Below are 25,898 nucleotides of genomic sequence, written 5' to 3' on the forward strand. Positions count from 1 at the left end.
GATGGTTTTACCAAATTTTAAAGAAAATCTAGAAAAATACGCTAAGCTTTTGGTTGCAAACGGTGTGAACGTGCAGCCTGGTCATACCTTGGCTCTCTCTATCGATGTGGAGCAACGCGAGTTGGCTCACTTAATCGTCAAAGAAGCCTATGCACTTGGGGCACACGAAGTGATCGTCCAATGGGCAGATGACTTTGTAAACCGTGAAAAATTCCTCCACGCGCCAATGGAGCGTTTGGACAATGTGCCAGAATACAAGATCGCTGAGATGAACTACCTTCTTGAAAACAAAGCAAGTCGTCTCGGTGTTCGTTCTTCTGACCCAGGTGCCTTGAACGGAGTGGATGCTGAAAAGCTTTCAGCTTCTGCTAAAGCTATGGGAATTGCGATGAAGCCAATGCGTATCGCAACTCAATCTAACAAGGTTAGCTGGACTGTAGCAGCAGCAGCTGGACTCGAGTGGGCTAAGAAGGTCTTTCCAAATGCTGCAAGTGACGAAGAAGCAGTGGACCTCCTTTGGGACCAAATCTTCAAGACTTGCCGTGTCTACGAAGAAGACCCAGTTAATGCTTGGGAAGAACATGCAGCTATCTTGAAGAGCAAGGCGGAAATGCTCAACAAAGAGCAATTCTCAGCACTTCACTACACAGCGCCTGGAACAGACTTGACACTTGGATTGCCGAAGAACCACGTTTGGGAATCAGCTGGTGCTATCAATGCTCAAGGCGAAGGTTTCTTGCCAAATATGCCAACAGAAGAAGTCTTTACAGCTCCTGATTTCCGTCGCGCAGATGGTTATGTCACTTCTACAAAGCCGCTTAGCTACAACGGAAACATCATCGAAGGGATCAAAGTGACCTTTGAAAATGGTCAAATCGTTGATATCACAGCTGAAAAGGGTGACCAAGTTATGAAGAACCTTGTCTTTAAGAATGCTGGTGCGCGTGCCTTGGGTGAATGTGCCTTGGTACCAGACCCAAGCCCAATTTCTCAGTCAGGGATTACCTTCTTTAACACCCTTTTCGATGAAAATGCTTCAAACCACTTGGCTATTGGTGCAGCCTATGCAACGAGCGTTGTTGGTGGAGCAGAGATGAGCGAAGAAGAGCTTGAAGCTGCAGGACTTAATCGTTCAGATGTTCACGTTGACTTTATGATCGGTTCGAACCAAATGGATATCGATGGTATCCGTGAGGATGGGACACGCGTACCACTCTTCCGCAATGGAGATTGGGCAATTTAAGGAGAAACTATGCTTGGAAGTATGTTTGTCGGTCTTTTGATCGGACTATTAGCAGGAGCTATCACCAATCGTGGAGAACGGATGGGATGCTTCGGGAAAATGTTCCTGGGTTGGATTGGTGCTTTCCTGGGTCAAATGCTTTTTGGAACTTGGGGCCCTATCTTAGCTGATACGGCTATTATCCCATCGGTTCTTGGAGCCATGATTTTATTAGCCATCTTCTGGGAAAGAGGAAGCTAGGTTTAACTGCTAGAACAAGTAAAGAGGTTGGAACTGTTGAACTGCACCCCAAAAGCTAGACCAAAAAATCTATTTTGGGGTGTTTTTATTTTAAAGAATTATGTCTTATTCTTGCATTGACTGAATATTTATCGTATAATTGAATTGACCGTAATTTTTTTACGGTTAAAGGAGGGTAGTATGTTACAAAAATTTAAGGTAAAAGGTTTTAAAAATTTTGCATCACAAATTGAGTTTGATTTAACAGCTGGAAATTATTCGTTTAATAATAGTATTGTAAAAAACAATATTCTTTCTACTGCGGTTATATATGGAGATAACGCTTCAGGCAAATCAAACTTAGGTTTAGCTATCATGGATATTATAACTCATCTAACAGATAATGAAAAAAATAGTAAGGATTATAAAAAACATTTCCTAAATTTAGAAACTATGCCTAAGTTTGCTGAGTTTGAATATACGTTTAACATTAGTAATCATATTGTCCAATATAAATATTGTAAAAAAAGTTACGATGACATTTTATATGAAGAATTATATATAGACGGTGATTTGCTTATCTTGTATGATAAGGATGAACAAATCAAGACTATTAATTTAAAAAATGGTAATGAAATTAACTTTGATAAATTACGAAGCGATCAATCACTAGTAAAACTTGCTTATATTTATTCAACAGGTATAGACAATGTTGAAGAATCAAAGGATGATATTTTTAATAAATTTATAGAATTCGTTGATTCAATGTTATCTTTTGATTCAATATATGGGAATCATTATCAAGGATATACAACAGGTAATGGTGGTATCGCAACAACAATTATTGAAAAAAATAAAATAAAAGAATATCAAGAATTTCTATCTGATTTGGGTATCAAATATAACTTATTTGTAAAAGAAATCGATGATACTAAACATATATTTGTGAAGTTTCCTTCAGGAAGAGAGGCTAATTTTTTTAGTATTATGTCGAAGGGAACTGTTGCTTTATCTCTATTCTATATGTGGTATATGCAAATGGTGGATGGTATTAATTTTATATTTATAGATGAGTTTGATTCTTATTTCCATCATGAAGTTTCTAGAAAATTGATTAAAAAACTTAAAGAATCTTCTAGTCAAATTATTTTAACTACACATAATACAGCCAATATGTCTAATGCAATTTTAAGACCTGATAGTTATTTTACTATTTCGCATAATAAAATTGCTAATATAGCAGATCGTTCAGGTCGGGAAATTCGTCAAGCACAAAATATAGAAAAAATGTATCGAGCAGGTAGTTTTGATAATGAGTAATATTTTATTTATTGTTGAAGGTGTGGTAGATGAGCCAAAATATATGGAACAATTTATCAAATATCACCAAGAATGTATGAGAAAAAATGGGAATAGTGTTACTCCAATTATTGTTCAGAGTTATGGAACATTAATATATGATTTATATAAAAAAATCTCTGAGAATCAGGTAGAGGATGAATTTGAAACTATTCCTCTTTTACTAGACATATTAAAATCAAAAAAAATAGAATATAATTCTAAATTAGAAGATTACGAGAAGTTTTCTGATATTTTTCTTTTTTTCGACTTAGATGCGCACTACTATTACAAGAAAAATGATCGGAATGATTTAGTTTATAAGAAGATTAATGAACTTTTGTCCATTTTTAATGAATCAACTGATAAAGGCAAGTTATTAATTAGTTATCCAATGTTTGAAGCAATTAAATGTTTTAATGATGATTTTATAGATAGATATGATGTCTTGCTACATCTATTTAAAATTTATGATGTTAAAGAGAGAGGTAGAACAACTTTTAAAGATAAATATAAAAATATAACTTCGAGTCAGTATAATAATCCGATTTATGATGAGTTGAAGATTGAAAAGCTAGTTAAATACTTTATTTACTGTTCATTGTCTTTAGTTGGTAATAAAAATGAAATTGCGAATTCTAGTGCTATATTTTCAAATCAATTTACAAAGTATATTAATCCGCAAGATAAAGTTGTCATTTTATCAGCATTTCCTCATTTTATAGTTGAAATATTTGGGATAGATCAATATTTCGAAAAAGAATGTCAATATAAATTAAAAGATATTTCATAGCGAGATTGGAATTTGTTACTGATTTGTAAAGAAAAAATATGTTATAAAAGACATGTTAAAGTGCTTTCCAAAAGTTAGAGAGAATTATTATTATTTTTGAATCACTCTTCCAATATAAGTCGTTTAAACGCTTGTTTAACAATAAAAAATAAAAAGAGGTTGGAACTGTTTCGACCTCTTTTAACATGGAAAATGGATAATGGGAGATGCAGTGACTGGTTCTTTTTATATTGCGTCAAGTATGGTACAATAAAAGCATGAGAATTCAACAATTACACTATATTATCAAAATCGTTGAGACAGGTTCGATGAATGAGGCTGCCAAACAGCTTTTTATCACTCAGCCTAGTCTATCAAATGCAGTTCGTGACCTAGAAAATGAGATGGGCATTGAGATTTTCATCCGCAATCCCAAAGGAATTACCCTCACACGTGATGGGATGGAGTTTTTGTCTTATGCCCGTCAGGTTGTCGAACAAACTCAACTTCTAGAAGAACGCTATAAGAACCCCATCGCTCATCGAGAGCTTTTTAGTGTGTCTGCGCAGCACTATGCCTTCGTGGTCAACGCCTTTGTTTCCTTGCTTAAGAAAAGCGATATGGAAAAGTATGAGCTTTTTTTGCGTGAAACCAGAACCTGGGAAATCATTGATGACGTCAAGAACTTCCGTAGTGAAGTTGGAGTCCTCTTTTTAAATAGCTATAACCGGGACGTTCTTTCAAAGATGTTGGATGACAACCATCTGGTTGCCCACCATCTCTTTACAGCACAGCCCCATATCTTTGTCAGCAAGTCTAACCCGCTTGCTAAAAAAGACAAGGTGCAGCTGTCAGATCTAGAAGACTTCCCTTACTTGAGTTATGACCAAGGGACCCATAATTCCTTCTATTTCTCAGAAGAGATTTTGTCACAAGAACACCACAAGAAATCCATCGTTGTTAGTGACCGTGCGACCTTGTTCAATCTCTTGATTGGTTTGGACGGCTATACCATCGCGACTGGTATCCTTAATAGTAACCTCAATGGAGACAATATCGTTTCGATTCCACTTGATATTGATGATCCCATTGAACTGGTTTATATCCAGCATGAGAAAACTAGCTTGTCTAAGATGGGTGAACGCTTCATCGAGTATTTACTTGAAGAAGTTCGCTTTGATAAGTAATTTGAATAAATGAGAAGAGAAAAGAAGAATGACGACATTAAATACAAATGATTTTGATTTTCACTTACCAGAGGAATTGATTGCTCAGACTCCTTTGGAAAAGCGCGATGCCTCTAAACTCTTGATGGTCAATCGCAAAACAGGAGAATTTCAAGATCGCCACTTTCACTCCATTATCGAAATGCTAGAGCCAGGTGATGCCCTGGTTATGAATGATACCCGTGTCTTGCCAGCTCGACTTCATGGTCAAAAAGAAGAAACAGGAGGCCATGCTGAACTCTTGCTTTTGAAAAATACAGCTGGAGACGAATGGGAAGTCTTGGCAAAACCTGCCAAACGTCTCAAGGTCGGAGCGCGTGTTATCTTTGGTGATGGACGACTAAGCGCAGTTGTGACTGAGGAATTAACCCATGGTGGCCGTAGTGTCCGTTTTGAGTATGAGGGGATTTTCTTAGAAGTACTTGAAAGTCTTGGAGAAATGCCTTTGCCTCCTTATATTCATGAAAAATTGGATGACCGTGAACGTTACCAGACAGTCTATGCCAAGGAAAGCGGATCAGCTGCCGCCCCAACTGCAGGCCTGCATTTTACCAAAGAATTACTAGAAGAAATCCAGCAAAAAGGAGTTCACTTAGTCTACCTGACCTTACATGTTGGACTTGGGACCTTTAGACCTGTTTCAGTAGATAATTTGGATGAGCACGAGATGCACTCAGAGTTTTATCAATTGTCTGAGGAAGCAGCAGCGACCTTGCGTCAGGTCAAAGAAAATGGTGGCCGTGTCATTGCTGTGGGGACAACCTCTATCCGTACACTAGAGACTATCGGAAGCAAGTTTGACGGCCAAATCCAGGCCGACTCTGGCTGGACTAATATCTTTATCAAGCCAGGCTATGATTGGAAGGTGGTGGATGCTTTTTCTACTAATTTCCATTTGCCGAAGTCTACCTTGGTCATGCTAGTATCTGCCTTTGCAGGCCGTGAATTGGTCCTCCAAGCCTACCAACATGCTATCGATGAAAAATACCGTTTCTTTAGCTTTGGCGATGCCATGTTTATCTACTAAAAAACGAGCAAATCAAAACTAGAAATAGAAGGGCTAATTCCTACTTGGATTAGCCTTTTTTCGATATATGATAGCTATTGAATTAAAAGCAAATAAATGACACACTGAAGACTACGAGCTATTCGTCAAAAACGATGTAAACTCTGACGAGCTACTTTTATAGGTGCCTATTTCAAAGGAGATTTTTATGAAAAACAAAACATTGTGCTATACGAGTCTATCAGTCCTGACCTTGTTGGCTGCTATTATATTAGCTGCTTGTGGTGGAAAGACGGACAAGAATACGTCATCTTCAAACCAAAAGGTGACAACAAGAAAGGTAACTACAGAGTCCGCAAGTAAAACGGAATCAGGCAAAAAAGAGGAGCAGAAGTCAGAAACAAATAGTGCGACAGAAACTACAACCACTCAAGCAGAACAAAAGGAAGATAAGCAAAAATCACAAGAGGCTTACGCTAAGTTTGTAGGGACTTGGGAAAACTACGCGGGAATAACTGCAACAGTCACAGCAGATGGAATTGTAACGATCCAAAGTTCCAATGGGACCTTTACATATGAAATGGGTCAAGTAGAGGAAAAAGATGGCTACTACTTAACAGGTATCCATCTTGTCGGAGGTGGACAAGGTGCACGGCTGATTTTCACCCCAGCTGGAGTTCAAAATGAAGTGACAGGTACAGATGGTAGCCAAGAAGTCTTGTCTATCGGCCAATCACCAAGTGACAAGGATAGTCATTTTTACCGTAACTAAGAATAAAAAAGAAAAAAGCGAGTCTTTAGTTAGATTCGCTTTTTTAGATAATACTTTGAAATCAAGTAGGTATAGACAAGCAAAAAAGTCTTGTAAATCAAGGCTTTTTCCTGTTGTTTATATGCCCCTGCATGGATTTGGAGAGGACTTTCATATTGAAAATAATCAAAAATGTTGAAGTATAAGTGATTTTTAGAAGATACTTGGAGCATTTTTAAATATAATTATTTCAAAATGGGGCAAAAGTGGGGCAAAAACGATTGACTCACATTTGGTTTGAAAACCTATAATACCTAATGATTATGCTATACTGGAGATATAGTGTTGTTATAAATAAAAATCAGAGTGAGACTAAATGGGAGGAAAATATGCTAAAAAACTTTATAAAAGAGACGGATATGCCCCAAGAAGTTATTGAAAAATACAAGGATCAAGTTCCAGCTGAGTTAGTTCAAATTTGGCAGGAAGATGGTCTGGGAAGCTTTTTAGATGGTTATCTAAAAGTCATCAATCCAGATGACTATCTTGAATTTCTCCAAGATAGTCATTTCAGAGGAGGTGTCGCTTTTCCTATGTTCGTGACAGCATTTGGAGATATTATTACTTGGGAAGAGAATGCCTATGTGGGAATTGTCCAATATAATATTCAGGATTTGGATATTATGATTAAGCGTATGGATCGTTTCATAGAGTATGTTGATGATGAAGATTTCAAAGACGATTATTTCGATATTCCACTCTACAAAAAAGCTGTTGCCAAACATGGTGAATTGGCCTACGATGAATGTTTCGGTTTTGTTCCACTCCTGGCATTAGGAGGCTCTAAAGATGTGGAGCATATGGATAAAGTAAAAGTCCTGGAACACATTTACCTCATGTACCAGCTTACAGGCGGAGTGTTTGACGATTGATAAAAAAGAACTACCATGAGGTAAAATCTATGAAAACAATATGTAAAAAAGATATCGTACAGGGGTTAAAAGAGCTTGGTCTGAAACGAGGGGATGTTGTCATTGTACATACATCGTTAAAAAGTATTGGATATGTATGTGGAGGAGCACAGGCTGTGATAGAAGCTCTAATTGAAGTTGTTACTTCTGAAGGGACTGTTGTAATGCCGACACAGTCATGGAAAAATCTGGATCCGGAAACAGGTGTGCACTGGAATGCAGAGGAGTCAGACTGGGATAAAATTAGAGAGAATTGGCCAGCATATGATAAACGGCTAACACCGACAAATACCATGGGGGCTGTTGCAGAAATGTTTCGTCAATGGCCAGGAAGCATCCGTACAGATCATCCAGCAAGATCTCTTTGTGCATGGGGAAAACATGCTGAATATATTACAGCGGAACATACCCTTTCAAATATATTTGGGGAGGGTTCACCTATCGCAAAACTCTATGAACTTGACGCAAAAGTACTGTTGTTAGGGGTTGGATATGATAAAAACACCTCCATACACTTAGCGGATGTCCGTGCAGAGTATCCTGGGAAACATGACTGTATTGAACACAGTGCCATACTTGAAGATGGTGTTCGTATATGGAAAGCGTATAATACCCTATTCGTTGACGGAGAAGATTTTGAAGATATAGGAATCGCCTTTGAGGAAAAAGGTCTTGCAAATATAGGGAAAATCGGAAATGCCGATTCTAGATTGATGCAACAGCGTGAACTAGTAGATTTTTCCGTTTGCTGGATTGAAGAGTATCGCAAATAAATTGATTTTATAAACATTGTGAAGAAACTGATAAATCAGAATGATTGTCTATAGTTTAAACAGAAAGTAATTTTGGCCACTTGGGGGTAAAAAAGTACATTTCAGGGCGAATTATTCATTATCAGAAGATTATGCTAAAAATGACTTATGGATAAGATATAACATAATTTTACAAAAGAAGACATAATCTGGAGCATTCAAAATTTTGCCCAACATTTTGCGTACATGTATATGGTTCCTGATATTGCTTCAGTTAATAAGTATCTTAAAGGCTTGCTTGAAAATTTAGAGATTGAGCTAATATTAATAACAAAAGGAGCACGTATACCTTATGTACCAACTCACAGGCGGAGTGATGGACGATTGATAAAAAAGAACCACCCTCGCGGTGGTTTTTTCGATGAAAACGAGTGTTAGATAAATAGTGAGTCTTTGGATGAGACTCGCTTATTTTGTTAATGTAAAATTTTTTGGTACAAATTTTGGTACAAAAAACAAAATGACAAGCAAAAAAGCCTTGATTTCAAGGCTTCTTCCTGTTGATTTAGATGCCCCCTGCAGGAATTTAGAAGGCTTTATCATCTTGAATGTAATTAAAAATATTGAAATATAAGTGGTTCTATGAAGATATTTGAAGTAATTTTAAATGTAATTATTTCAAAATGGGGCAAAAGTGGGGCAAATTTTTTTGCACTAGAAAATAGATAAGTTTTGATATTATCTTTGCTAAGCAATCAAGGCATAATAAAGTTAAGATATTGTGGACTTATTTTTGAACATCTCAATTTTATTTTCGCAGTAAGTGATTAAATCTTGGGCTTTTTCAAAATCATATCCTTTTTCAGATACAGACTTTACTTTCTTCTCATCAAAATAGTAGCCAGTCAAACCTGTGACTTCTTTTAATAAGGTGAGGTAGTAGCCTGTTTCAATCCCTTCATCTAGATTTTTTGAAAGAGACTTCATCAAACGTCCAAAGAGAGACTTTTTCGTCTTTTCATCACTGGAATCATTCCCCAAGTTGGTTGAAATCAAGCCCGGATGATAGGAATTTACAGTGATGTTTGAACCTCTCAGAAAGAACTCTCTTGCTAGATAGCGTGTCATCCAAATGGTGTATAATTTAGAATTGTTGTAGGCCAAACTAGGATTGTAGTTTTTCTCAAATCCAAAATCCAAATCCTTAACTTTAGCAAAATGATGCATATAGGAAGAAGTATTGATAACACGACCGTCAGGCGCTTTTTCTAACAAGGGGCTTAGATCAGTTGTTAAAATATAGGGAACCAGAACAGATAACATAAAGGTTAATTCGACATTTTCAGCACTCGTTTTTCGTTCTTTCTCTCCATAAAGTCCTGCATTATTAAACAAGACATCGATACTTGGAAAGTCTCGCTTGATTTCCTCAAGAAATTGGTAGACATCTTCTAGTTTTGAAAAATCTGCAAGGTAGCTAGAAACTCTGCCTCTCACGGAGACTGCACGAACCTCTTGAGTGGCCAATTCAAGTTTTTGAGGATTGCGACCGTGTAGGATGACATGATGACCTTCGCTAGCCAATTTCTTTGCCAAATGTTTACCGATACCGTCAGTAGCACCTGTAATTAGAATGGTTTGGACCATATTAGTTCTCCAAGAAAGCCAGTAGTTCTTTTGAAAATTCATCTGTATATTGGAAGATTGAACCGTGGCCAGCATTTGGATAGATGATAAGCTTGCTATCTTTGATTTTTTCATGCATGTCAAAAGAATTTTCCGTTGGCACCTGCATATCATTATCCCCATTGACAATTAAGGTTGGTTGGGTGATAAATTGAAGGTCGTCTTGCGAATCTTTTCCCCAACGTTTAATGGCTTTGAGTTGAGTTAGGAATCCTGATACCTTCATGTCTTTATCCGCAAATTCCTTGGTTCTCATGCCCATTCGACCTAGAACTTTCAAGGCTTCGATTTTCCCTTGTTCATCATGATTATAGAAGATATAACGTTTAGGATCGATGCGCTCGAGTCCAGCTTTAAACATAAAACTAAACGTTTTCCCTGTGACCTTATCGACCTCTTTTCCACCTCGAGGTCCTGTTCCTGCCAAGATTAAATGATTGACTAGACTAGGCTTGATTCTGACGATTTCTTGAGCAATCATACCTCCCATAGAAAGACCTAGGAGATTGATTTTCTTGTAACCAAGTGCTTGAATAAAGGCAATTGTTTGCTTAGCCATTCCAGGAATCGTCGGAGCAACTTTTCCTTGACTGGCTCCAACACCAGGAAGATCAACAACAATCACATGGTGCTTTTCAGCAATCAAGTCTAATAGTTTTGGATCCCAGTTATCGAGAGTTGCTGCCAAATGGACGAGCATCAGAAGAGGTGGTTTTGATTTACCTTTGCTGAGTTCGCGATAGGTAATTTGGTTTCCTTGGATAGTGATGTATTGATTTTTTGTTGTAATATATGACATAATTTTTTCCTTTTTAATTCTTAAAGCTGAGAACTGTTTTACCACGAGAGCGACCGTTAGCGACCTTGTCTAAAGCGCTATTTACCTCTTCAAATGGATAAACTGTATCGATAGAGGGTTTGATTTCTAATTTGCTAAAGAGGTCAGCTACCTCTTGTAATTGAGCGCCATTGCTTTCTACAAAGATGAAGTGGTAGTGAACGCCATATTCGTCTGCCATTTTATCAAATTTGCGACCTGCTAAGCCAAGAATCATCTGTTTCCATTTTGGTAGATTCATGCGTTTGGCAAAGGCACCGTTAGGCATGGCACGTAGAGAGACAAGGTGACCACCTTTTTTCATGATAGACATTTGTTTTTCAGTTTCAGCCCCACCAAGAGTATCGAGAACGTAATCAACTTGGCTAACAGTTTTTGTATAATCCTCTGTTTTGTAATCAATAAAGCGGTCCGCACCTAGTTTCAACACACGTTCGGCACTATCTCCAGCCCCATTAGTGATGACTTTCAATCCTTTGGCCTTTGCAATCGGTATGGCCATCCCACCAACTCCTCCAGTACCACCAGAAATAAAGATCGTTTTCCCAGCTTGAGCGCCCATGAGTTCCAAGGCTTGCATAATGGTCAAGGCAGTAAGAGGAACAGCAGCAGCTTCCTCGTCTGATAGATAGTCTGGAACCTTGGCTAGAGATTGGTTATCGACAGCTAGGTATTCTGCAAAGGCACCAATATGGTCAAGCGGTAAACGGCCAAAAACTCGGTCTCCGACTTTGAGATTTTTGACTTGTCTACCGGTCTCTTCAATGATACCGACCACTTCATTTCCTGCAGTTTGTGGGAGTTTGTAAGGGACGATCATCTTGACTTCTCCTCGGGAAATCATGTTATCCAGAGGATTAACCCCGGCTGCGGTGACTTTGAGCAAAACTTCTGTGTCTGTGATACTTGGTTTAGCGACTTCTGTGATGTTCAGTGTGATATTGTTTTTGTTATAAGTAGTATGTTGTGCGACTTTCATTGTGTTCTCTTTTCAATTTTTTGTTGTATCTGATTTAGATACAAGTATAGTCTTTTTAAAACTGATCTGCAAGCAAATCAGTTTCGTTTTTGTTTGGCTTCTTTATAAAGATTGTTAATGACATCTTCTAAGGTTTGGTGGGCTAATTCCTTCTCAAGTTGAGCTTCAGCGCTAGCAAATAGTGGCGAAACGGCAGCTTGAATATGTTTTCCTACTGGGCAATCCGGATTGCTATTTTGGTGAACGGGAAATAGGCTGATGTGGCTGACTTCTTGTGTTGCAAAATAAATTTCAAGTAAGGTCACTTCCTTTGGGGACTTACTGAGTTGATAGCCTGTTTTTCCTTGATGGGAAGTAATTAAGCCAGCGTTTTTCAATAAGGCAATCACCTTACGAATATAACTAGCGTTGGTGCCAACGCTAGTTGCTAGTGCTTGAGAACTTAAGGTATCCTTGCTTTCACTAATCATGGTTAGGATATGTAAGGCTACTGAAAATTTTGTATCCATATAAACTCCTTTAGATAACTTGTATCTGATACAAGAACAAGTATATCACAAATAAAAAGAAAAGCAAGACTTTTGTTTTAAATTTTTAAAAATTCTTTGAAGAGTGTCATCTGATCAGAGATATCTGGAAAGATTGCTCATAAAAAAATGTGGGGCAAATTAGTTATAGACAAGCAAAAAAGCCTTGATTTCAAGGCTTCTTCCTGTTGATTTAGATGCCCCCTGCAGGGCTCGAACCTGCGACCCATAGATTAAGAGTCTACTGCTCTACCAACTGAGCTAAGGAGGCAAAAAAAGCTGTATTGGTGCCGAAACTTCACGGTTTGTATTGAACCCGCGCAATTAAGCAGGTGGGCAACTCGCTCTAACTTAAGCTGTTTCCGTGTGAGACGGCCTACATGCTGTTAGAAGACTTTTGTTTCCCTAATAATACAAAAAATAGTCGGTCAACACTTAAATGTGAAGTCGTACACCACAGCGTTTCTATGATTATATGATACCACTTTTTCAAAAAAAATCAAGAGGAAAACAGAATTTTTGAAAAGGATTTCACAATTTTTTATGTTTATCAATGGTTTCCTTGCGTTGAGCCAGGGCCCGTTCGTATTTTCCACTATCTTCTGGTGAGAAGTAGTGATGGTCGCGGATTTTTTCTGGCATATAATCTTGTTTGACCCAGTGACCTGGATAGTTGTGTGGATAGAGGTAGTTTTGGGCGTTTCCTAATTCCTTGCTACCACTATAGTGTCCATCTCGCAAGTGACGTGGGATTGGCAAGTGACCTGATGTTTTAAGGTCAGCCAGAGCCTTATCCATAGCTACATAGGCTGAGTTGGACTTGGGCGACAGTGCCAGATCGATGACGACATTGGCAATGAGGATGCGAGCTTCGGGGAAGCCGATTCTTTGTGCAGCATCCAAAGCAGTTACAGTATGGATCTGCGCTTCGGGATTGGCTAAGCCGATATCTTCATAAGCAATCACAGTCAAACGACGAGCGAGGCTAGGTAAGTCACCCGCTTCAATCAAGCGAGCAGCATAGTGGAGACTAGCGTCTACATCTGATCCGCGGATAGACTTTTGAAGGGCAGAGAGAACATCATAGTGTCCGTCTCCATCCTTGTCCATAGTGATGTAGCTTCTCTGCAGACTATTTTCCATGATGTCAAGCGTGATATGACGGATGCCCTGATCATTTGCTGGGGTGGAAAGAACAGCCAAATCCAGTGAGTTGAAAGCAGAGCGGAGGTCTCCATTGGTAGATGTTGCGATAAAATCAAGGGCCTCATCATCCAACTCCACTGGGAAATCAAAACCTCGTTCAGGGTCAGTCAGGGCTATTTGAATGGCCTCTTTGACGTCTTGGTTGGATAGAGGTTCCAATTCAAAAATCTGAACACGACTGCGGATGGCTGGAGTGACAGAAAAGAAGGGATTTTCAGTTGTCGCCCCTATCATGATGACCAGTCCACTTTCCAAGAGAGGCAAAAGGAAGTCTTGTTTAGTCTTATCAAGACGATGAATCTCATCTAGTAGCAGTACAAGGCCACCTGAGAATTTAGCTTCCTCAGCGATTTCTTGGAGACGTTTTTTACTATCAACAGTGGCATTGAAGGTCCGAAAAGCATACTTGGTCGTTCCAGCGATGGCTGAAGCGATACTGGTTTTTCCGATGCCTGGAGGTCCGTAGAGGATCATAGAGGATAAGCGATTGGCTTCCACCATACGGCGGATAATCTTGCCTGGTCCAACCAGATGCTCCTGACCGATGACCTGGTCGATGGTTTTGGGGCGCATACGAAGCGCGAGATTGTCTGGCATAGCAGTCCTTTCTAACATAGATTTTCTGATACGAATATGGTAATATGGTAGTATCTATTTTAGCATATTTCCGAGTATTCGGGGCGATTGAAGAGTCGTATAGAAAGAGGACAAAATGGCAACATACGGATTTTTAGATATTTTACAAGAAGAGTTGGATAAGAACTTTCCTTTTGACTATGAGATTAGCTGGGACAAGCGCAATCATGCGGTTGAAGTGAGTTTTCTATTAGAGGTACAAAATGCTGCAGGAGTTGAGATGGTGGATGAAGACGGAGAGGTGTCGTCAGACGATATCCTCTTTGAAGAAGCAGTGCTTTTTTACAATCCAGCAAAGTCAACTGTCAATGAGGAAGACTATTTAACGGCTATCCCTTATCTGCCTAAAAAAGGATTTTCTCGTGAGTTTTTAGCTTATTTTGCACTTTTCCTCAAAGATACTGCCGAGGTTGGGCTTGATGCCCTCATGGACTTTTTGGAAGACCCAGAAGCAGAAGAATTCGTCATGGAATGGAACCAAGAAGTCTTTGAAGAAGGAAAAGTAGGCTTGGAAGAAGGAGAATTTTATCCTTATCCGAGATACTAGGAGTCTAGCATGGAAATAGAACTGACTGATTTTACAGGTTCTAAAATTGCTCTTTTTTGTGAGGATAAGCTACTGACCATCTTGCGTGATGATAAGGAAAGCATTCCCTGGCCCAATATGTGGGAACTGCCAGGTGGTGGGCGAGAAGGCGATGAAAGTCCTTTTGAGTGCGCGGCGCGTGAAGTTTATGAGGAACTAGGCATTGCTCTGACTGAAGATTGCCTGATTTGGAGCAAGGTCTATCCTAGCATGCTCTTTGAAGGACGGCAGTCTGTCTTTATGGTTGGTCAACTAAGTCAAGAGCAGTTTGATAATATCACCTTTGGAGATGAAGGGCAGGGCTACAAACTGATGGGCATTGAGGAATTTCTTGGCTCAGATAAGGTTGTACCCCAGTTGCAGGATAGAGTGAGGGATTATTTGGAGGAAATAAAATGATTTTTGCAATTGCAACAACGACGTTAAACAAGGAAGTTAAACGCAAACTAAAAACTGGACAATATTCTAGAGAAGAAGCTACATTCATCTATATGGAATATTTAAAGTTAAAGAAGCAGAGAGAAAGTGGTATGAAAGTAGCTGGGATTTCTACGGCTGTTATTTGGGTATTAATGCTTGTTATACCCTTACTGAGTGATAGAGATCTCGTACTGCCTCTTTCAGTATATTTTTTATTTTTGATACTGTTAGCAGGAATTCTTCTATTTGTTTATTATCTTATGTTTGGAATTTTTAAACGGCAGATTCATAGCGCAATGAAAGAACACTATACAGATGTGATTGAGGAATTTGAGGGTCAGTAAAACAGCGTGTGGAAGAGCATAGGAAGCGAGTTGAGAGAGTGAATTTGGAGGTATTAGTATGATTCAGATTATCCGAGCAGGAGCAGAGGATTTAGAAACCGTAATTGCAATTCAAAGAGCTAGCTTTAAGGCTGTCTATGAAAAATACCAAGATGAGTATGATCCTTATCTCGAGGATCGTGAACGAATCAAGTGGAAATTGGTTGGGAGTCCCAATAGCTATTACTACTTTGTGAAAGAAAAGGGAGAAAATATCGGATTTTTACGAGTTCAGACCAATGAAGAGTTGACGGAGGCTTGGTTGGGAACGGCAGCGATTTTGCCCCAGTACCAAGGAAAAGGTTATGGTTCTGAAGGATTGGAATTGCTGGAAAAGGAATTTCCAACGATTAAACAGTGGGATTTGTGTACGGTATTACAGGATGCGGGCATGGTCGCTTTTTATGAGAAAAATGGCTACCACCAAACCCATATCGAACCTGAAAAAGAAGGTATGGATATGGTCTACATGAAAAAATGGATAGAGAAATAGAAAGGATGGTTCGGTTACATTTCTAAACTGAACCCGCCCTAAACACTGTGCCAAAAAGATAAACTTCTCTTAGACACAAGCGTCTTCAGAGAGTTTCCTATTTTGGCTTTGTGTTTTACGGGCTTGGTATCTTAATGATGGAAACATGGCAAGAGCTAAAAGTTACAGTGAAGCGCGAGGGAGAGGAGCTGGTCTCCAATCTCTTGATTGAGTTGGGCGCCCAAGGTGTTGCGATTGAAGACAGCATGGACTATGTGGGGAATGTGGATCGCTTTGGTGAGATTTTCCCTGAGGTTGAACAGCAAGAAGAAATCGTAGTGACAGCCTACTACCCTGAAACGGTTGATGTGGCAGTAGTTGAGGCAGATTTGCAGGCTCGCCTGGCAGAATTAACTGATTTTATGGATCTAGGAGAGGTCAAGATGGGCACGACTGCCTTGGCTGAGGAAGACTGGGCAGACAACTGGAAGAAATACTATGAGCCAGCTCGCATCACTCATGACTTGACCATTGTGCCGTCCTGGACGGACTACGAGGCGACTGCTGGAGAAAAGATTATCAAACTGGATCCAGGCATGGCCTTTGGGACTGGGACGCATCCAACCACTAAGATGAGCCTCTTTGCCTTGGAGCAGGTTCTTCGTGGCGGCGAAACGGTGCTGGATGTGGGGACTGGTTCAGGTGTCCTTTCTATTGCCAGCTCACTTCTTGGCGCTAAGGAAATTTTCGCCTATGACCTGGATGATGTGGCGGTTCGTGTCGCTCAGGAAAATATTGAGCTCAACCCTGGCATGGAAAATATCCATGTTGCTGCTGGAGATTTGCTCAAGGGTGTAGAGATTGAGGCAGACGTGATTGTGGCTAATATCTTGGCGGATATTCTCATTCATCTGACAGAGGATGCTTATCGCTTGGTCAAGGATGAAGGCTACCTCATCATGAGTGGCATTATCAAGGACAAGTGGGACATGGTGCGCGAGTCGGCTGAGTCAGCTGGATTTTTCCTTGAAACCCACATGATGCAAGGGGAATGGAATGCCTGTGTCTTTAAGAAAACCAAGGATATTTCAGGTGTGATTGGAGGCTAGCATGCAACAGTATTTTGTCAAGGGAAGTGCAATCTCTCCTGTCATTATCGAAGATAAGGAAACCAGCAAGCATATGTTTCAGGTCATGCGGCTGAAAGAAGATGATGAAGTGACCTTGGTCTTTGATGATGGGATTAAGCGCTTGGCGCGTGTGCTGGATGTAGAAGCTCGTCAGTTTGAGTTGGTTCAAGAATTAGCTGACAATGTGGAACTGCCCGTTCAAGTAACCATTGCATCAGGCTTTCCCAAGGGAGACAAGCTGGAGTTCATCACTCAAAAAGTGACGGAACTAGGAGCCAGTCAAATCTGGGCCTTTCCTGCCGACTGGTCAGTTGCCAAGTGGGATGGTAAGAAGTTGGGTAAAAAGGTTGAAAAACTAGAAAAAATCGCCCTTGGAGCAGCAGAACAAAGCAAGCGGAATCATGTCCCAAGCATTATCCTTTTTGAGAAAAAAGCAGACTTTCTAGCTCAGTTCGACCAGTTTGACCGCATCGTGGTGGCCTATGAAGAATCGGCTAAAGAAGGAGAAGCCGCTGCACTTATACAAGCAGTTGCTGGACTGGAAAAAGGAGCCAAATTGCTCTTTGTCTTTGGACCAGAAGGAGGTCTTTCACCTGCAGAAGTTGAAAGCTTCCAGGCTAAAGGAGCAGTCCTTGCAGGACTTGGGCCTCGCATTCTAAGAGCAGAAACAGCACCGCTTTATGCCCTGTCGGCCATTAGCGTTTTGCTTGAATTAGAGAAATAAGAGGAAAAAGATGGAACAAAAACATCGTTCAGAATTTCCTGAAAAGGAACTTTGGGATTTGACAGCCCTATATCAAGATCGTGAGGATTTCTTGCGAGCAATCGAAAAGGCTCGCGAAGACATCAATCAATTTAGCCGTGACTACAAGGATAATCTTCACACTTTTGAAGATTTTGAAAAGGCCTTTGCAGAATTGGAACAAATCTACATTCAGATGAGCCATATTGGCAACTACGCCTTTATGCCTCAGACGACAGATTATAGCAATGAAGAGTTTGCTAATATTGCCCAAGCTGGGATGGAATTTGAAACAGATGCCAGTGTAGCCTTGACCTTCTTTGACGATGCCTTGGTAGCTGCTGATGAGGAAGTCTTGGACCGTTTGGCTGAATTGCCCCATTTGACGGCAGCCATTCGTCAGGCAAAAATCAAAAAAGCCCACTATCTTGGGGCTGATGTGGAGAAGGCCTTGACTAATCTGGGTGAAGTTTTCTATAGTCCACAGGATATCTACACCAAGATGCGAGCTGGGGACTTTGAAATGGCTGACTTTGAAGCTCATGGCAAAACCTACAAAAACAGCTTTGTAACCTATGAAAATTTCTACCAAAATCACGAGGATGCTGAAGTTCGTGAAAAATCTTTCCGTTCCTTCTCCGAAGGACTTCGTAAGCACCAAAATACGGCAGCCGCAGCTTATTTAGCCCAAGTCAAGTCTGAAAAACTCTTGGCTGATATGAAGGGATATGACTCAGTATTTGACTATCTTTTAGCTGAGCAAGAAGTAGATCGTTCTATGTTTGATCGTCAGATTGACCTCATCATGAAGGACTTTGCACCAGTTGCTCAGAGATATCTCAAGCATGTTGCCAAGGTCAATGGTCTTGAAAAGATGACCTTTGCTGATTGGAAATTGGATTTGGATAGTGCGTTGAATCCAGAGGTTAGCATTGATGATGCCTACGATTTGGTTATTAAGTCTGTCGCACCACTGGGGCAAGAATACTGTCAAGAAATCGCTCGTTATCAAGAAGAACGCTGGGTTGATTTCGCTGCTAATAGTGGTAAGGATTCTGGTGGATATGCAGCTGATCCCTACCGTGTGCATCCTTATGTTCTCATGAGCTGGACAGGTCGTTTGAGCGATGTTTATACCTTGATTCATGAAATTGGTCACTCTGGTCAATTTATCTTTTCAGACAATCACCAGAGTTACTTCAACGCCCACATGTCGACCTACTATGTCGAAGCACCGTCAACCTTCAATGAATTGCTTTTAAGCGATTATTTAGAAAACCAGTCTGATGATCCACGTCAGAAACGCTTCGCTCTTGCTCACCGCTTGACAGATACCTATTTCCATAACTTCATCACTCACCTTCTGGAAGCTGCATTCCAGCGTAAGGTCTATACACTGATTGAAGAAGGAGAAACCTTTGGGTCAAGTAAACTCAACAGTATTATGAAGGAAGTCTTGACGGATTTCTGGGGAGATGCTATTGAGATTGATGACGATGCGGCCTTGACTTGGATGCGCCAGGCCCACTACTACATGGGCTTGTATAGCTACACTTACTCAGCAGGACTTGTTATTTCGACTGCAGGTTACCTTCATCTGAAACATTCAGAAACTGGAGCCGAAGACTGGCTCAATCTCCTCAAATCAGGTGGCAGCAAGACACCGCCTGAGTCAGCCATGATTATCGGAGCCGATATCTCAACAGACAAACCACTCCGTGATACTATCCAATTCTTGTCTGATACGGTTGATCAGATTATAGCCTACAGTGCCCAGTTGGGAGAATAAAATCATAAAAGTACAACAATAGAGTTATATTGTTGAGATTTTAGAATGACATTTATTTTTGGTGGTGATTAAAAAAATTGAAGCAGGAATAGTATTGGTATTCTCTGTACTTTTATTTATACTATATAATAAGATCACCCTAAAAATAGCTGAAGTCTGTACTCCTAAATACTCTCCTGAGAAGGAGTTATGTAGAGAGTACAGATGAAGAGTTACTCGTTTTATTTTGAAATATAAGTAAATATGTTAAAATTAATAATGTAAACGTTTTTAAAGAAAGGTTAATTTTATGAAAAAGGAACAAGTGCTGATTGGTTTGGGAGTTGCAACTGCAATAGTAACTGCTTTTAATGGTCATGTCCAAGCAGATGAGGTTACAAATAAACAATCGAATAAAACTACTGTCAGTCAATCAGAGACCAAAAAGGATGTTGAAGTTTCAGAATCAGATGTAAAAAATGCAGAAGTCAAACTAGACAAAGCAATTGATGAAGAAAAAAATGTTCAGAAGATTGTTGATAAAATGCAACAAGAGTATGCATCTGCTGTAACAAATAAGAACAAAGCAGATAACACTTTAAAGCAAGCTCAAGAATTTGCTAAGCAAGCTACACCTGAGAAAATTAAAAATGCAGAAAAGGATCTTGCCACAAAACAAGTAACTGTTAAGAAAACCGAAGAAAATTTGGCTGGAGCAAAACAAGGTGAGAAACAAGCTCAGACAAGTGTCGAGAACCAACAAACAGTTGTTAATAAGGCAAAAACTCAGGTTGATCAAAGATCAGCAGACGTAAAAAAGGCACAAGACAAAGTAAGGGTAGCAGAGAATTCTATTGATTGGAATACATTACGTGAGGTCCAACAAGCTGCTGGGAAATTGGATGCGAAGGTGAAAGCTGACCAAGCTAAAGTGAGTTCTTTAACTAGTGAGTTCTCAAAAGCACAACAAGAAAGAAAAGCACTTGTAGAAAGAGGAAATAAGAACCGTTCTACTCTTGAAAAGAATTTAAAATCAGCTGGGAATGAGTTTTTAACAGTTACTGTCCCTCACGAGATTCAATCAAATTCTGTTAGCGAGAGTGATTCCAAGACTCCGCCACTTGAGGAAAAAACTTTTGTAGGAAGTGATGGGAAGACATATTATGTTGCTGCAAACGAAGATGTGAATTTTAGCGGAGAAAGAACAGAAACTATCGTTGTCTCATCTAAAGATTATGTCAATGTTCCTCATGTGGTTGATTATAAAAAGGTTTCTGAAGAAGTTCGTAAATACTTAATTGAATTGCGTAGAATCAATGGCATTGATATTCCAGTGCCACCTGTGACTGATAAGGCTTTGAGATATGGAAAAGCAAGAGCGGATGAAATGGTGGCAAAAAATGAATTGTCACACGATACAAAATTAAAAAATCAAGATTTTGGTTTTAAGCACGCAACAGAAAATGCTACAGCTGGTTCCGTTCCAGAAAAGAGCCTGTTAAGTGAAAAAGAACTTGCTTATAAAGAAGTTTTAAGCTACTTTAATGACTACAGCAATGCCTCTGCATACGGCTCGTCAGATCCTAAAGAAGCAAATACATTTAACTATGGTCATAGAATTCCATTGCTTGCAGCTTCTGGGACAGGTATGGCTGTCGGAGCATCTTCTAGCGAAAAAACAAGCTATGGAAATTATGGAGTGTTAACATTTATAAGTGAAGATAAAAGTGTTTATGGAATACTTCCTTCTGGGGCTAAAGGGTATAGTAGTTATTTTTTAGCAAAAGCAGAAAATAAAGATAGTAATCCAGATTATAGCGAATTTTACTTTAATGGGAAACGAGTAAAATTCTTACCTAAAATAACCTTCCGTTATGTTTGGAATGAAATCACACATCCTAAAAATCCAGCTTATACTAAAGCGAAAGAAGCTTTAGATAATTTTAACAGAAAACAAAGAAATGAAGAGACTGTGGCAAATGAAAAACTATCGTCTCTAAACAATAACCTTACCATTGCTAAAACGACTTTAGATAAAGATCAAAAAGAACTAGACAAAAATAAAAAGCGTCTTGCAGATTTAACAAAACAAAATCAATCTAAGTTAAACGTTTTAAAATTTGCTAAATCTGAGTTGAGTAAACAACAAACTATGCTAAATGCTGCTAAATCTGAACTTTCGAAGCAAGAATCTCAATTAAATCGGTTGAAAGTAATTAAGAATAATAAATCTCATGCTAGTAAGAATGTGGAACAGTCATTAGCTAATGCTAAAAAGGATTTGGCTACAGCACAGCAATATGTTGCAAATCTCAAAAATGCTTCGAAAAATCTCCAGGATGCTAAAAAACAATTGATTAGAGCTAAACAAAAGGTTGAGGAATCTAAAAAAGCACTTGAAAATGCAAATGTTAAACTAAAAAATGCAAAATCTAAAAAGGATGCTGTTAAGAAAGAATACACGAAAGTATCTGAAGCATATAAACAATATTTATTGTTAAAACAAAAAGCAGCTTCGAAAGGAAGTTGGATTCAATCCTCTGGTCGTTGGTGGTACAGACACAACAATGGTTCTTATACAACTAGTGGTTGGGAACTAATCGACAGTACATGGTATTATTTTGACAGTTCAGGATGGATGCAAACAGGCTGGGTAAAAACAGGCGGTTCATGGTATTATCTTAATTCTTCAGGTGCAATGCAAACAGGCTGGGTAAAAACAGGTGGATTATGGTATTACCTCAATTCTTCGGGAGCAATGCAAACAGGTTGGTTTAGTGTCTCAGGGAAATGGTACTATGCATATGGTTCAGGTGCCTTAGCAATCAGTACAACTACACCAGATGGTTATAAAGTGAATTATAACGGGGAATGGATTAGATAGACAAATTAAAAGTTATATAATGTTACTTAGTATATATTATTTAAGGTATTTGTACAGAATTACAAATGAATATAGGTTACCAATTATAACAGATATTGAGAACAATTTTAAAACAAGAATAATAGTCAACACCTTTTTAGAATGTATAGGTCGAATAGTTCACAATTTAAGAAAAAATTGAAATTAATTTTTCAATCATGTTTCCAAGCACTTTTCTTGAAACCCTTTCCTTCTTCTGATAGACTAATACATAGTTTGAAAAAAGGAGACTTATCATGAAAAAATTTGTCGCTGAGTTAATCGGTACATTTATGCTGGTGTTCATCGGAACAGGAGCCGTTGTTTTTGGAAATGGTGTTGAAGGTCTTGGACACCTTGGAATTGCTTTTGCCTTTGGTTTGGCAATCGTAGTCGCAGCTTTCTCAATCGGAACTGTTTCAGGTGCTCACTTGAACCCAGCTGTTTCGATCGCTATGTTCGTTAACAAACGTTTGTCATCTTCAGAGCTTGTAAACTACATCCTTGGACAAGTAGTTGGAGCTTTCCTTGCGTCAGCTGCAGTATTCTTCCTCTTGTCTAACTCAGGAATGTCAACTGCTAGTCTTGGTGAAAATGCCTTGGCAAACGGTGTCACTGTCTTTGGTGGTTTCTTGTTTGAAGTCATCGCAACATTCTTGTTTGTGTTGGTTATTATGACTGTAACATCAGCAAGCAAAGGAAATGGCGCGATTGCTGGTTTGGTGATTGGTCTGTCCTTGATGGCTATGATCCTTGTGGGATTGAACATTACTGGACTTTCAGTAAACCCAGCTCGTAGCTTGGCACCAGCTGTCTTGGTAGGTGGTGCGGCCCTTCAACAAGTATGGATTTTCATCCTTGCACCAATCGTTGGTGGAGTTCTTGCAGCTCTTGTTGCTAAAAACTTCCTTGGAACTGAAGAATAATTCAACTATATCGTAAAAAATCCTACTCTCCATCTTGGAGGGTAGTTTTTTATATATAAAAAACACTCCCATAACCAAATGTGGGAGTGTTTTGTGATTAACTTAATTCAGCAACGATGGCTTTGATTTGTTCTGCAGTGTGAACACCTGCCACTTGTTTAACAACTTGTCCATCTTTCTTAAAGAGAAGAGTAGGGATAGACATGATACCAAATGCACGAGCTGTGTTTGGATTTTCGTCAACGTCCATTTTAACGATCTTCAAGACATCTTCTGAAAGTTCTTCAGACAATTTATCCAAGATTGGACCTTGCATACGACATGGACCACACCAAGTTGCCCAGAAGTCTACCAAGACCAATCCGTCTTTAGTTTCTTGTTCGAATGTTGCATCTGTAATTGCTTTTGCCATAGTATTTCTCCTTTTTACTTATATTGGCTTAAATCTTGTTTCATGAGATAGAAGAAGACATCTCCATAAGTCCCATGGTAGTCCAAAGTATGTCCCTTATAGGTTAACTTTTGAACGGGGTAGTAGTCTGCGACACCAATCAGACAGGCATGCTGAGAACGTTCAAATTCTTCGTATGATTCGAAAGTCATGGTTCTCTCTTGCTTGCTGGCATCCAGATAAGTGATTTCAATCATAGGATTCTCCTTTGCTAAATCATGTTTTCATTTTACTCCTCAGAAAAAGGAATGTCAAGAAAATTGATTGCGCACGCAAGTTTTTTTAAAAAAACAATGAAATTACCAGTATGTATTTGTAGCTAGGCTCTCTTCAACAGCTTTTTGTAGATAGGCAAGAGTCTTTTGACCGTCGCTGGTCAGGCAGATAAAACTAGCTCGCTTGTCCTGGTCGCAACATCTCCGACTAAGCAAACCGCAGTTTTTGGTTTCTAGTCGTGCCACCATCCGTGATACTGCACTTGGGCTCAGATGGAGTTTGTCCGGCAGGTCAACCTGTCTCAAAGACTTTTCTGGAGCCTGATTTAAAAAGTGCAAGAGATAGAATTCCTTGAGTGTCAGACTCTGTTGGCTCTGATCAGCAATTGTCTGCTCTAAAATAGCTTCCAATTCTACTTGCTGGCGGTTGAAGTCAAACCATTTTTCTAAGTAAGTCATGACAACCTCCTTTCCTATATGATAATTGTAAACATACTTGTGCATCTAAGATGCTTGCGCACGCAATTAGTATACAACTTTTTAGATGCGATAGCAAGAAGGAGTTTTTTTGTGTATTTCCTTGAAATTTTCAGAAAAAGGAGTAAACTGGTATGCAGAAAGTCTATTTTTGGAGTATACGATGAAGTTATATGTTCAGTTAATGATTCTATTTGTGATTTCTTTAATCGGAGAGGGAATTTCCGTTTTTTTCCATTTGCCCATTCCTGGTAGCATTATTGGCTTGATTATCCTTTTTTTAGCCTTACAGTTCAAATGGCTTCGGACGAGACATGTCAATATGGTAGGAAATTTTCTCTTGGCCAATATGACCATCCTATTTTTACCTCCTGCCGTAGGGATTATGGAAAAATTTGATGTGATTGCCCCCTACCTCTTACCAATTATCCTGATTGTCTTTTTCGCGGCGGTTATCAATATTATCTTAATTGCGCTTGTAGTTCAGTTTATCAAAAAGCGTTATGAAGGAGATTATGAAGAAAGAGGTGTTAAATGAGCGAATTTGTATCCAATCCACTGTTTGGAATAGCCTTATCCATTCTGGCTTACCTTGGAGGTATGATTATCTTTAGAAGGTATCCTCACCCTCTGACAACTCCCTTACTCTTAGCGACTTTATTTATCATTGCTTTTCTAAAACTGACGGGTATTTCTTACGCTGCTTATTATCAAGGTGGGGTTTATCTTAATAACTTGATAGTTCCATCGACAGTAGCCCTAGGGATTCCTCTTTATAAGAGTTTTCACCTCATGAAGCACCATGTTAGAAGTATTTTACTCAGTAGTTTCTTAGCGGTTGTAGTTAATACCACTTTTACGGCTTTAGTTGCAAAATTCTTCGGTATGGATTTTTTCTTAGCGATTTCGCTTTTTCCAAAGTCAGTAACGACGGCCATGGCAGTTGGAATTACGGATAAGCTACAAGGGATTACAACAATCACCTTGGTCGTAGTAGTAGCGACTGGTATTTTGACCAGTGTTATCGGACCAACACTCTTAAAATGGCTAAAAATTGACGATCCAGTAGCTGCCGGTTTGGCTCTAGGTGGAACAGGTCACGCAGTTGGGACTGGAACAGCCTTTCGCTATGGATCAGTTGCAGGTGCCATGGCTGGTTTAGCAATCGGAGTTACAGGTCTGCTTTATGTCTTTATTAGTCCCATCGTAGCTGGTTTGATATTGAGTTAAAAAATAATAATGTTATATTTCTTTGTGTAAAAAGAAGCCCCTAGCT

The 25,898-nt window shown here is 39.3% G+C and carries 28 protein-coding genes, 1 tRNA gene, 1 other RNA gene and 1 pseudogene; 21 read left to right on the forward strand and 10 right to left on the reverse strand.

Going from position 1 to position 25,898, the window contains the following annotated elements; all coding sequences use genetic code 11:
• Position 1 precedes the first annotated feature (1 nt).
• The 10 genes from NGI26_RS07550 (at position 2) to NGI26_RS07595 (ending at position 8,912) form a co-directional block, all read left to right on the forward strand.
• Positions 2 to 1,243, forward strand: coding sequence for an aminopeptidase (locus NGI26_RS07550; RefSeq protein ID WP_251938393.1), 1,242 nt, complete (start codon positions 2 to 4; stop codon positions 1,241 to 1,243).
• 9 nt (positions 1,244 to 1,252) lie between these two features.
• Positions 1,253 to 1,483 (forward strand): GlsB/YeaQ/YmgE family stress response membrane protein, encoded by a 231-nt coding sequence (locus tag NGI26_RS07555; RefSeq protein WP_251938395.1) that lies wholly within the window; start codon positions 1,253 to 1,255, stop codon positions 1,481 to 1,483.
• 180 nt (positions 1,484 to 1,663) lie between these two features.
• Positions 1,664 to 2,782 (forward strand): AAA family ATPase, encoded by a 1,119-nt coding sequence (locus tag NGI26_RS07560; protein ID WP_251938397.1) that lies wholly within the window; start codon positions 1,664 to 1,666, stop codon positions 2,780 to 2,782.
• Positions 2,775 to 3,593, forward strand: a complete 819-nt coding sequence (locus NGI26_RS07565) for a hypothetical protein (RefSeq protein ID WP_251938399.1) — start codon at positions 2,775 to 2,777, stop codon at positions 3,591 to 3,593. The genes NGI26_RS07560 and NGI26_RS07565 overlap by 8 nt, the downstream gene beginning before the upstream one ends.
• 257 nt (positions 3,594 to 3,850) lie before the next feature.
• Entirely contained in the window at positions 3,851 to 4,759 is a 909-nt protein-coding gene (locus tag NGI26_RS07570; RefSeq protein ID WP_251938401.1) for a LysR family transcriptional regulator, read from the forward strand.
• A gap of 28 nt (positions 4,760 to 4,787) precedes the next feature.
• Positions 4,788 to 5,825: a tRNA preQ1(34) S-adenosylmethionine ribosyltransferase-isomerase QueA gene (queA, locus tag NGI26_RS07575; protein WP_251938403.1), complete on the forward strand. Its 1,038-nt coding sequence runs from the start codon at positions 4,788 to 4,790 to the stop codon at positions 5,823 to 5,825.
• A 187-nt stretch (positions 5,826 to 6,012) separates the two neighbouring features.
• Complete coding sequence (locus tag NGI26_RS07580; RefSeq protein WP_251938405.1) at positions 6,013 to 6,576, forward strand: DUF6287 domain-containing protein; 564 nt, start codon at positions 6,013 to 6,015, stop codon at positions 6,574 to 6,576.
• A gap of 368 nt (positions 6,577 to 6,944) precedes the next feature.
• A complete protein-coding gene (locus tag NGI26_RS07585) occupies positions 6,945 to 7,487 on the forward strand; it encodes a T6SS immunity protein Tdi1 domain-containing protein (RefSeq protein WP_251938406.1) in 543 nt (180 codons plus the stop codon).
• Between the two features lie 29 nt (positions 7,488 to 7,516).
• Entirely contained in the window at positions 7,517 to 8,299 is a 783-nt protein-coding gene (locus NGI26_RS07590; protein WP_251938408.1) for an AAC(3) family N-acetyltransferase, read from the forward strand.
• Between the two features lie 436 nt (positions 8,300 to 8,735).
• Positions 8,736 to 8,912 (forward strand): hypothetical protein, encoded by a 177-nt coding sequence (locus tag NGI26_RS07595; protein ID WP_251938410.1) that lies wholly within the window; start codon positions 8,736 to 8,738, stop codon positions 8,910 to 8,912.
• Between the two features lie 137 nt (positions 8,913 to 9,049).
• Here the strand turns inward: NGI26_RS07595 and NGI26_RS07600 are convergent, their stop codons facing one another.
• The 7 genes from NGI26_RS07600 to NGI26_RS07625 form a co-directional block, all read right to left on the reverse strand.
• Positions 9,050 to 9,925, reverse strand: a complete 876-nt coding sequence (locus NGI26_RS07600; protein ID WP_251938413.1) for an SDR family NAD(P)-dependent oxidoreductase — start codon at positions 9,923 to 9,925, stop codon at positions 9,050 to 9,052.
• Position 9,926: 1 nt separating this feature from the next.
• The gene (locus NGI26_RS07605) at positions 9,927 to 10,763 is read right to left on the reverse strand and encodes an alpha/beta fold hydrolase (protein WP_251938415.1); all 837 of its coding nucleotides are present in this window, start codon (positions 10,761 to 10,763) and stop codon (positions 9,927 to 9,929) included.
• A 13-nt stretch (positions 10,764 to 10,776) separates the two neighbouring features.
• On the reverse strand, positions 10,777 to 11,781 hold the full coding sequence (locus NGI26_RS07610; protein WP_251938417.1) for an NADP-dependent oxidoreductase: 1,005 nt from the start codon (positions 11,779 to 11,781) through the stop codon (positions 10,777 to 10,779).
• A gap of 77 nt (positions 11,782 to 11,858) precedes the next feature.
• Positions 11,859 to 12,290, reverse strand: coding sequence for an Rrf2 family transcriptional regulator (locus tag NGI26_RS07615; protein ID WP_251938420.1), 432 nt, complete (start codon positions 12,288 to 12,290; stop codon positions 11,859 to 11,861).
• 216 nt (positions 12,291 to 12,506) lie between these two features.
• Positions 12,507 to 12,579: transfer RNA gene (locus tag NGI26_RS07620), tRNA-Lys, on the reverse strand.
• A gap of 1 nt (position 12,580) precedes the next feature.
• Positions 12,581 to 12,774, reverse strand: a non-coding RNA gene (gene ssrS / locus NGI26_RS09335) — 6S RNA.
• A gap of 65 nt (positions 12,775 to 12,839) precedes the next feature.
• Entirely contained in the window at positions 12,840 to 14,111 is a 1,272-nt protein-coding gene (locus tag NGI26_RS07625) for a replication-associated recombination protein A (protein WP_251938610.1), read from the reverse strand.
• A gap of 115 nt (positions 14,112 to 14,226) precedes the next feature.
• Between NGI26_RS07625 and NGI26_RS07630 the strand changes: the two genes are divergently transcribed.
• From NGI26_RS07630 to NGI26_RS07670, 9 genes and pseudogenes are all read left to right on the forward strand, one after another.
• On the forward strand, positions 14,227 to 14,697 hold the full coding sequence (locus tag NGI26_RS07630; RefSeq protein ID WP_251938422.1) for a DUF3013 family protein: 471 nt from the start codon (positions 14,227 to 14,229) through the stop codon (positions 14,695 to 14,697).
• A 9-nt stretch (positions 14,698 to 14,706) separates the two neighbouring features.
• The gene (locus NGI26_RS07635; protein WP_251938424.1) at positions 14,707 to 15,135 is read left to right on the forward strand and encodes an NUDIX hydrolase; all 429 of its coding nucleotides are present in this window, start codon (positions 14,707 to 14,709) and stop codon (positions 15,133 to 15,135) included.
• Complete coding sequence (locus NGI26_RS07640; protein WP_251938425.1) at positions 15,132 to 15,500, forward strand: hypothetical protein; 369 nt, start codon at positions 15,132 to 15,134, stop codon at positions 15,498 to 15,500. Before NGI26_RS07635 ends, NGI26_RS07640 begins: the two co-directional genes overlap by 4 nt.
• Positions 15,501 to 15,558: 58 nt before the next feature.
• On the forward strand, positions 15,559 to 16,032 hold the full coding sequence (locus NGI26_RS07645) for a GNAT family N-acetyltransferase (protein WP_251938427.1): 474 nt from the start codon (positions 15,559 to 15,561) through the stop codon (positions 16,030 to 16,032).
• A gap of 137 nt (positions 16,033 to 16,169) precedes the next feature.
• Positions 16,170 to 17,120: a 50S ribosomal protein L11 methyltransferase gene (prmA, locus tag NGI26_RS07650; RefSeq protein ID WP_353505227.1), complete on the forward strand. Its 951-nt coding sequence runs from the start codon at positions 16,170 to 16,172 to the stop codon at positions 17,118 to 17,120.
• Between the two features lies 1 nt (position 17,121).
• Positions 17,122 to 17,865 (forward strand): 16S rRNA (uracil(1498)-N(3))-methyltransferase, encoded by a 744-nt coding sequence (locus NGI26_RS07655; protein ID WP_251938432.1) that lies wholly within the window; start codon positions 17,122 to 17,124, stop codon positions 17,863 to 17,865.
• Positions 17,866 to 17,875: 10 nt separating this feature from the next.
• On the forward strand, positions 17,876 to 19,672 hold the full coding sequence (gene pepF / locus NGI26_RS07660; RefSeq protein ID WP_251938434.1) for an oligoendopeptidase F: 1,797 nt from the start codon (positions 17,876 to 17,878) through the stop codon (positions 19,670 to 19,672).
• 2,512 nt (positions 19,673 to 22,184) lie between these two features.
• Positions 22,185 to 22,535, forward strand: a pseudogene (locus NGI26_RS09340) (choline-binding protein C); the annotation flags it as partial.
• Between the two features lie 275 nt (positions 22,536 to 22,810).
• The gene (locus NGI26_RS07670) at positions 22,811 to 23,479 is read left to right on the forward strand and encodes an MIP/aquaporin family protein (protein ID WP_251938436.1); all 669 of its coding nucleotides are present in this window, start codon (positions 22,811 to 22,813) and stop codon (positions 23,477 to 23,479) included.
• 97 nt (positions 23,480 to 23,576) lie between these two features.
• Here NGI26_RS07670 and trxA read toward each other — a convergent pair whose 3' ends face one another.
• The 3 genes from trxA to NGI26_RS07685 form a co-directional block, all read right to left on the reverse strand.
• Entirely contained in the window at positions 23,577 to 23,891 is a 315-nt protein-coding gene (gene trxA, locus NGI26_RS07675) for a thioredoxin (protein ID WP_001029581.1), read from the reverse strand.
• A 14-nt stretch (positions 23,892 to 23,905) separates the two neighbouring features.
• Positions 23,906 to 24,127, reverse strand: coding sequence for a DUF4649 family protein (locus tag NGI26_RS07680; protein ID WP_251938438.1), 222 nt, complete (start codon positions 24,125 to 24,127; stop codon positions 23,906 to 23,908).
• A 102-nt stretch (positions 24,128 to 24,229) separates the two neighbouring features.
• A complete protein-coding gene (locus tag NGI26_RS07685; protein WP_251938440.1) occupies positions 24,230 to 24,604 on the reverse strand; it encodes a MarR family winged helix-turn-helix transcriptional regulator in 375 nt (124 codons plus the stop codon).
• A gap of 181 nt (positions 24,605 to 24,785) precedes the next feature.
• Between NGI26_RS07685 and NGI26_RS07690 the strand changes: the two genes are divergently transcribed.
• Both NGI26_RS07690 and NGI26_RS07695 read left to right on the forward strand, forming a co-directional pair.
• Positions 24,786 to 25,160 (forward strand): CidA/LrgA family protein, encoded by a 375-nt coding sequence (locus NGI26_RS07690; protein WP_251938442.1) that lies wholly within the window; start codon positions 24,786 to 24,788, stop codon positions 25,158 to 25,160.
• Positions 25,157 to 25,852 (forward strand): LrgB family protein, encoded by a 696-nt coding sequence (locus NGI26_RS07695; RefSeq protein ID WP_251938444.1) that lies wholly within the window; start codon positions 25,157 to 25,159, stop codon positions 25,850 to 25,852. The genes NGI26_RS07690 and NGI26_RS07695 overlap by 4 nt, the downstream gene beginning before the upstream one ends.
• Positions 25,853 to 25,898 lie beyond the last annotated feature (46 nt).

Origin of the sequence: Streptococcus sp. Marseille-Q0941 (assembly GCF_943736975.1) — a bacterium.
GTDB lineage: Bacteria > Bacillota > Bacilli > Lactobacillales > Streptococcaceae > Streptococcus.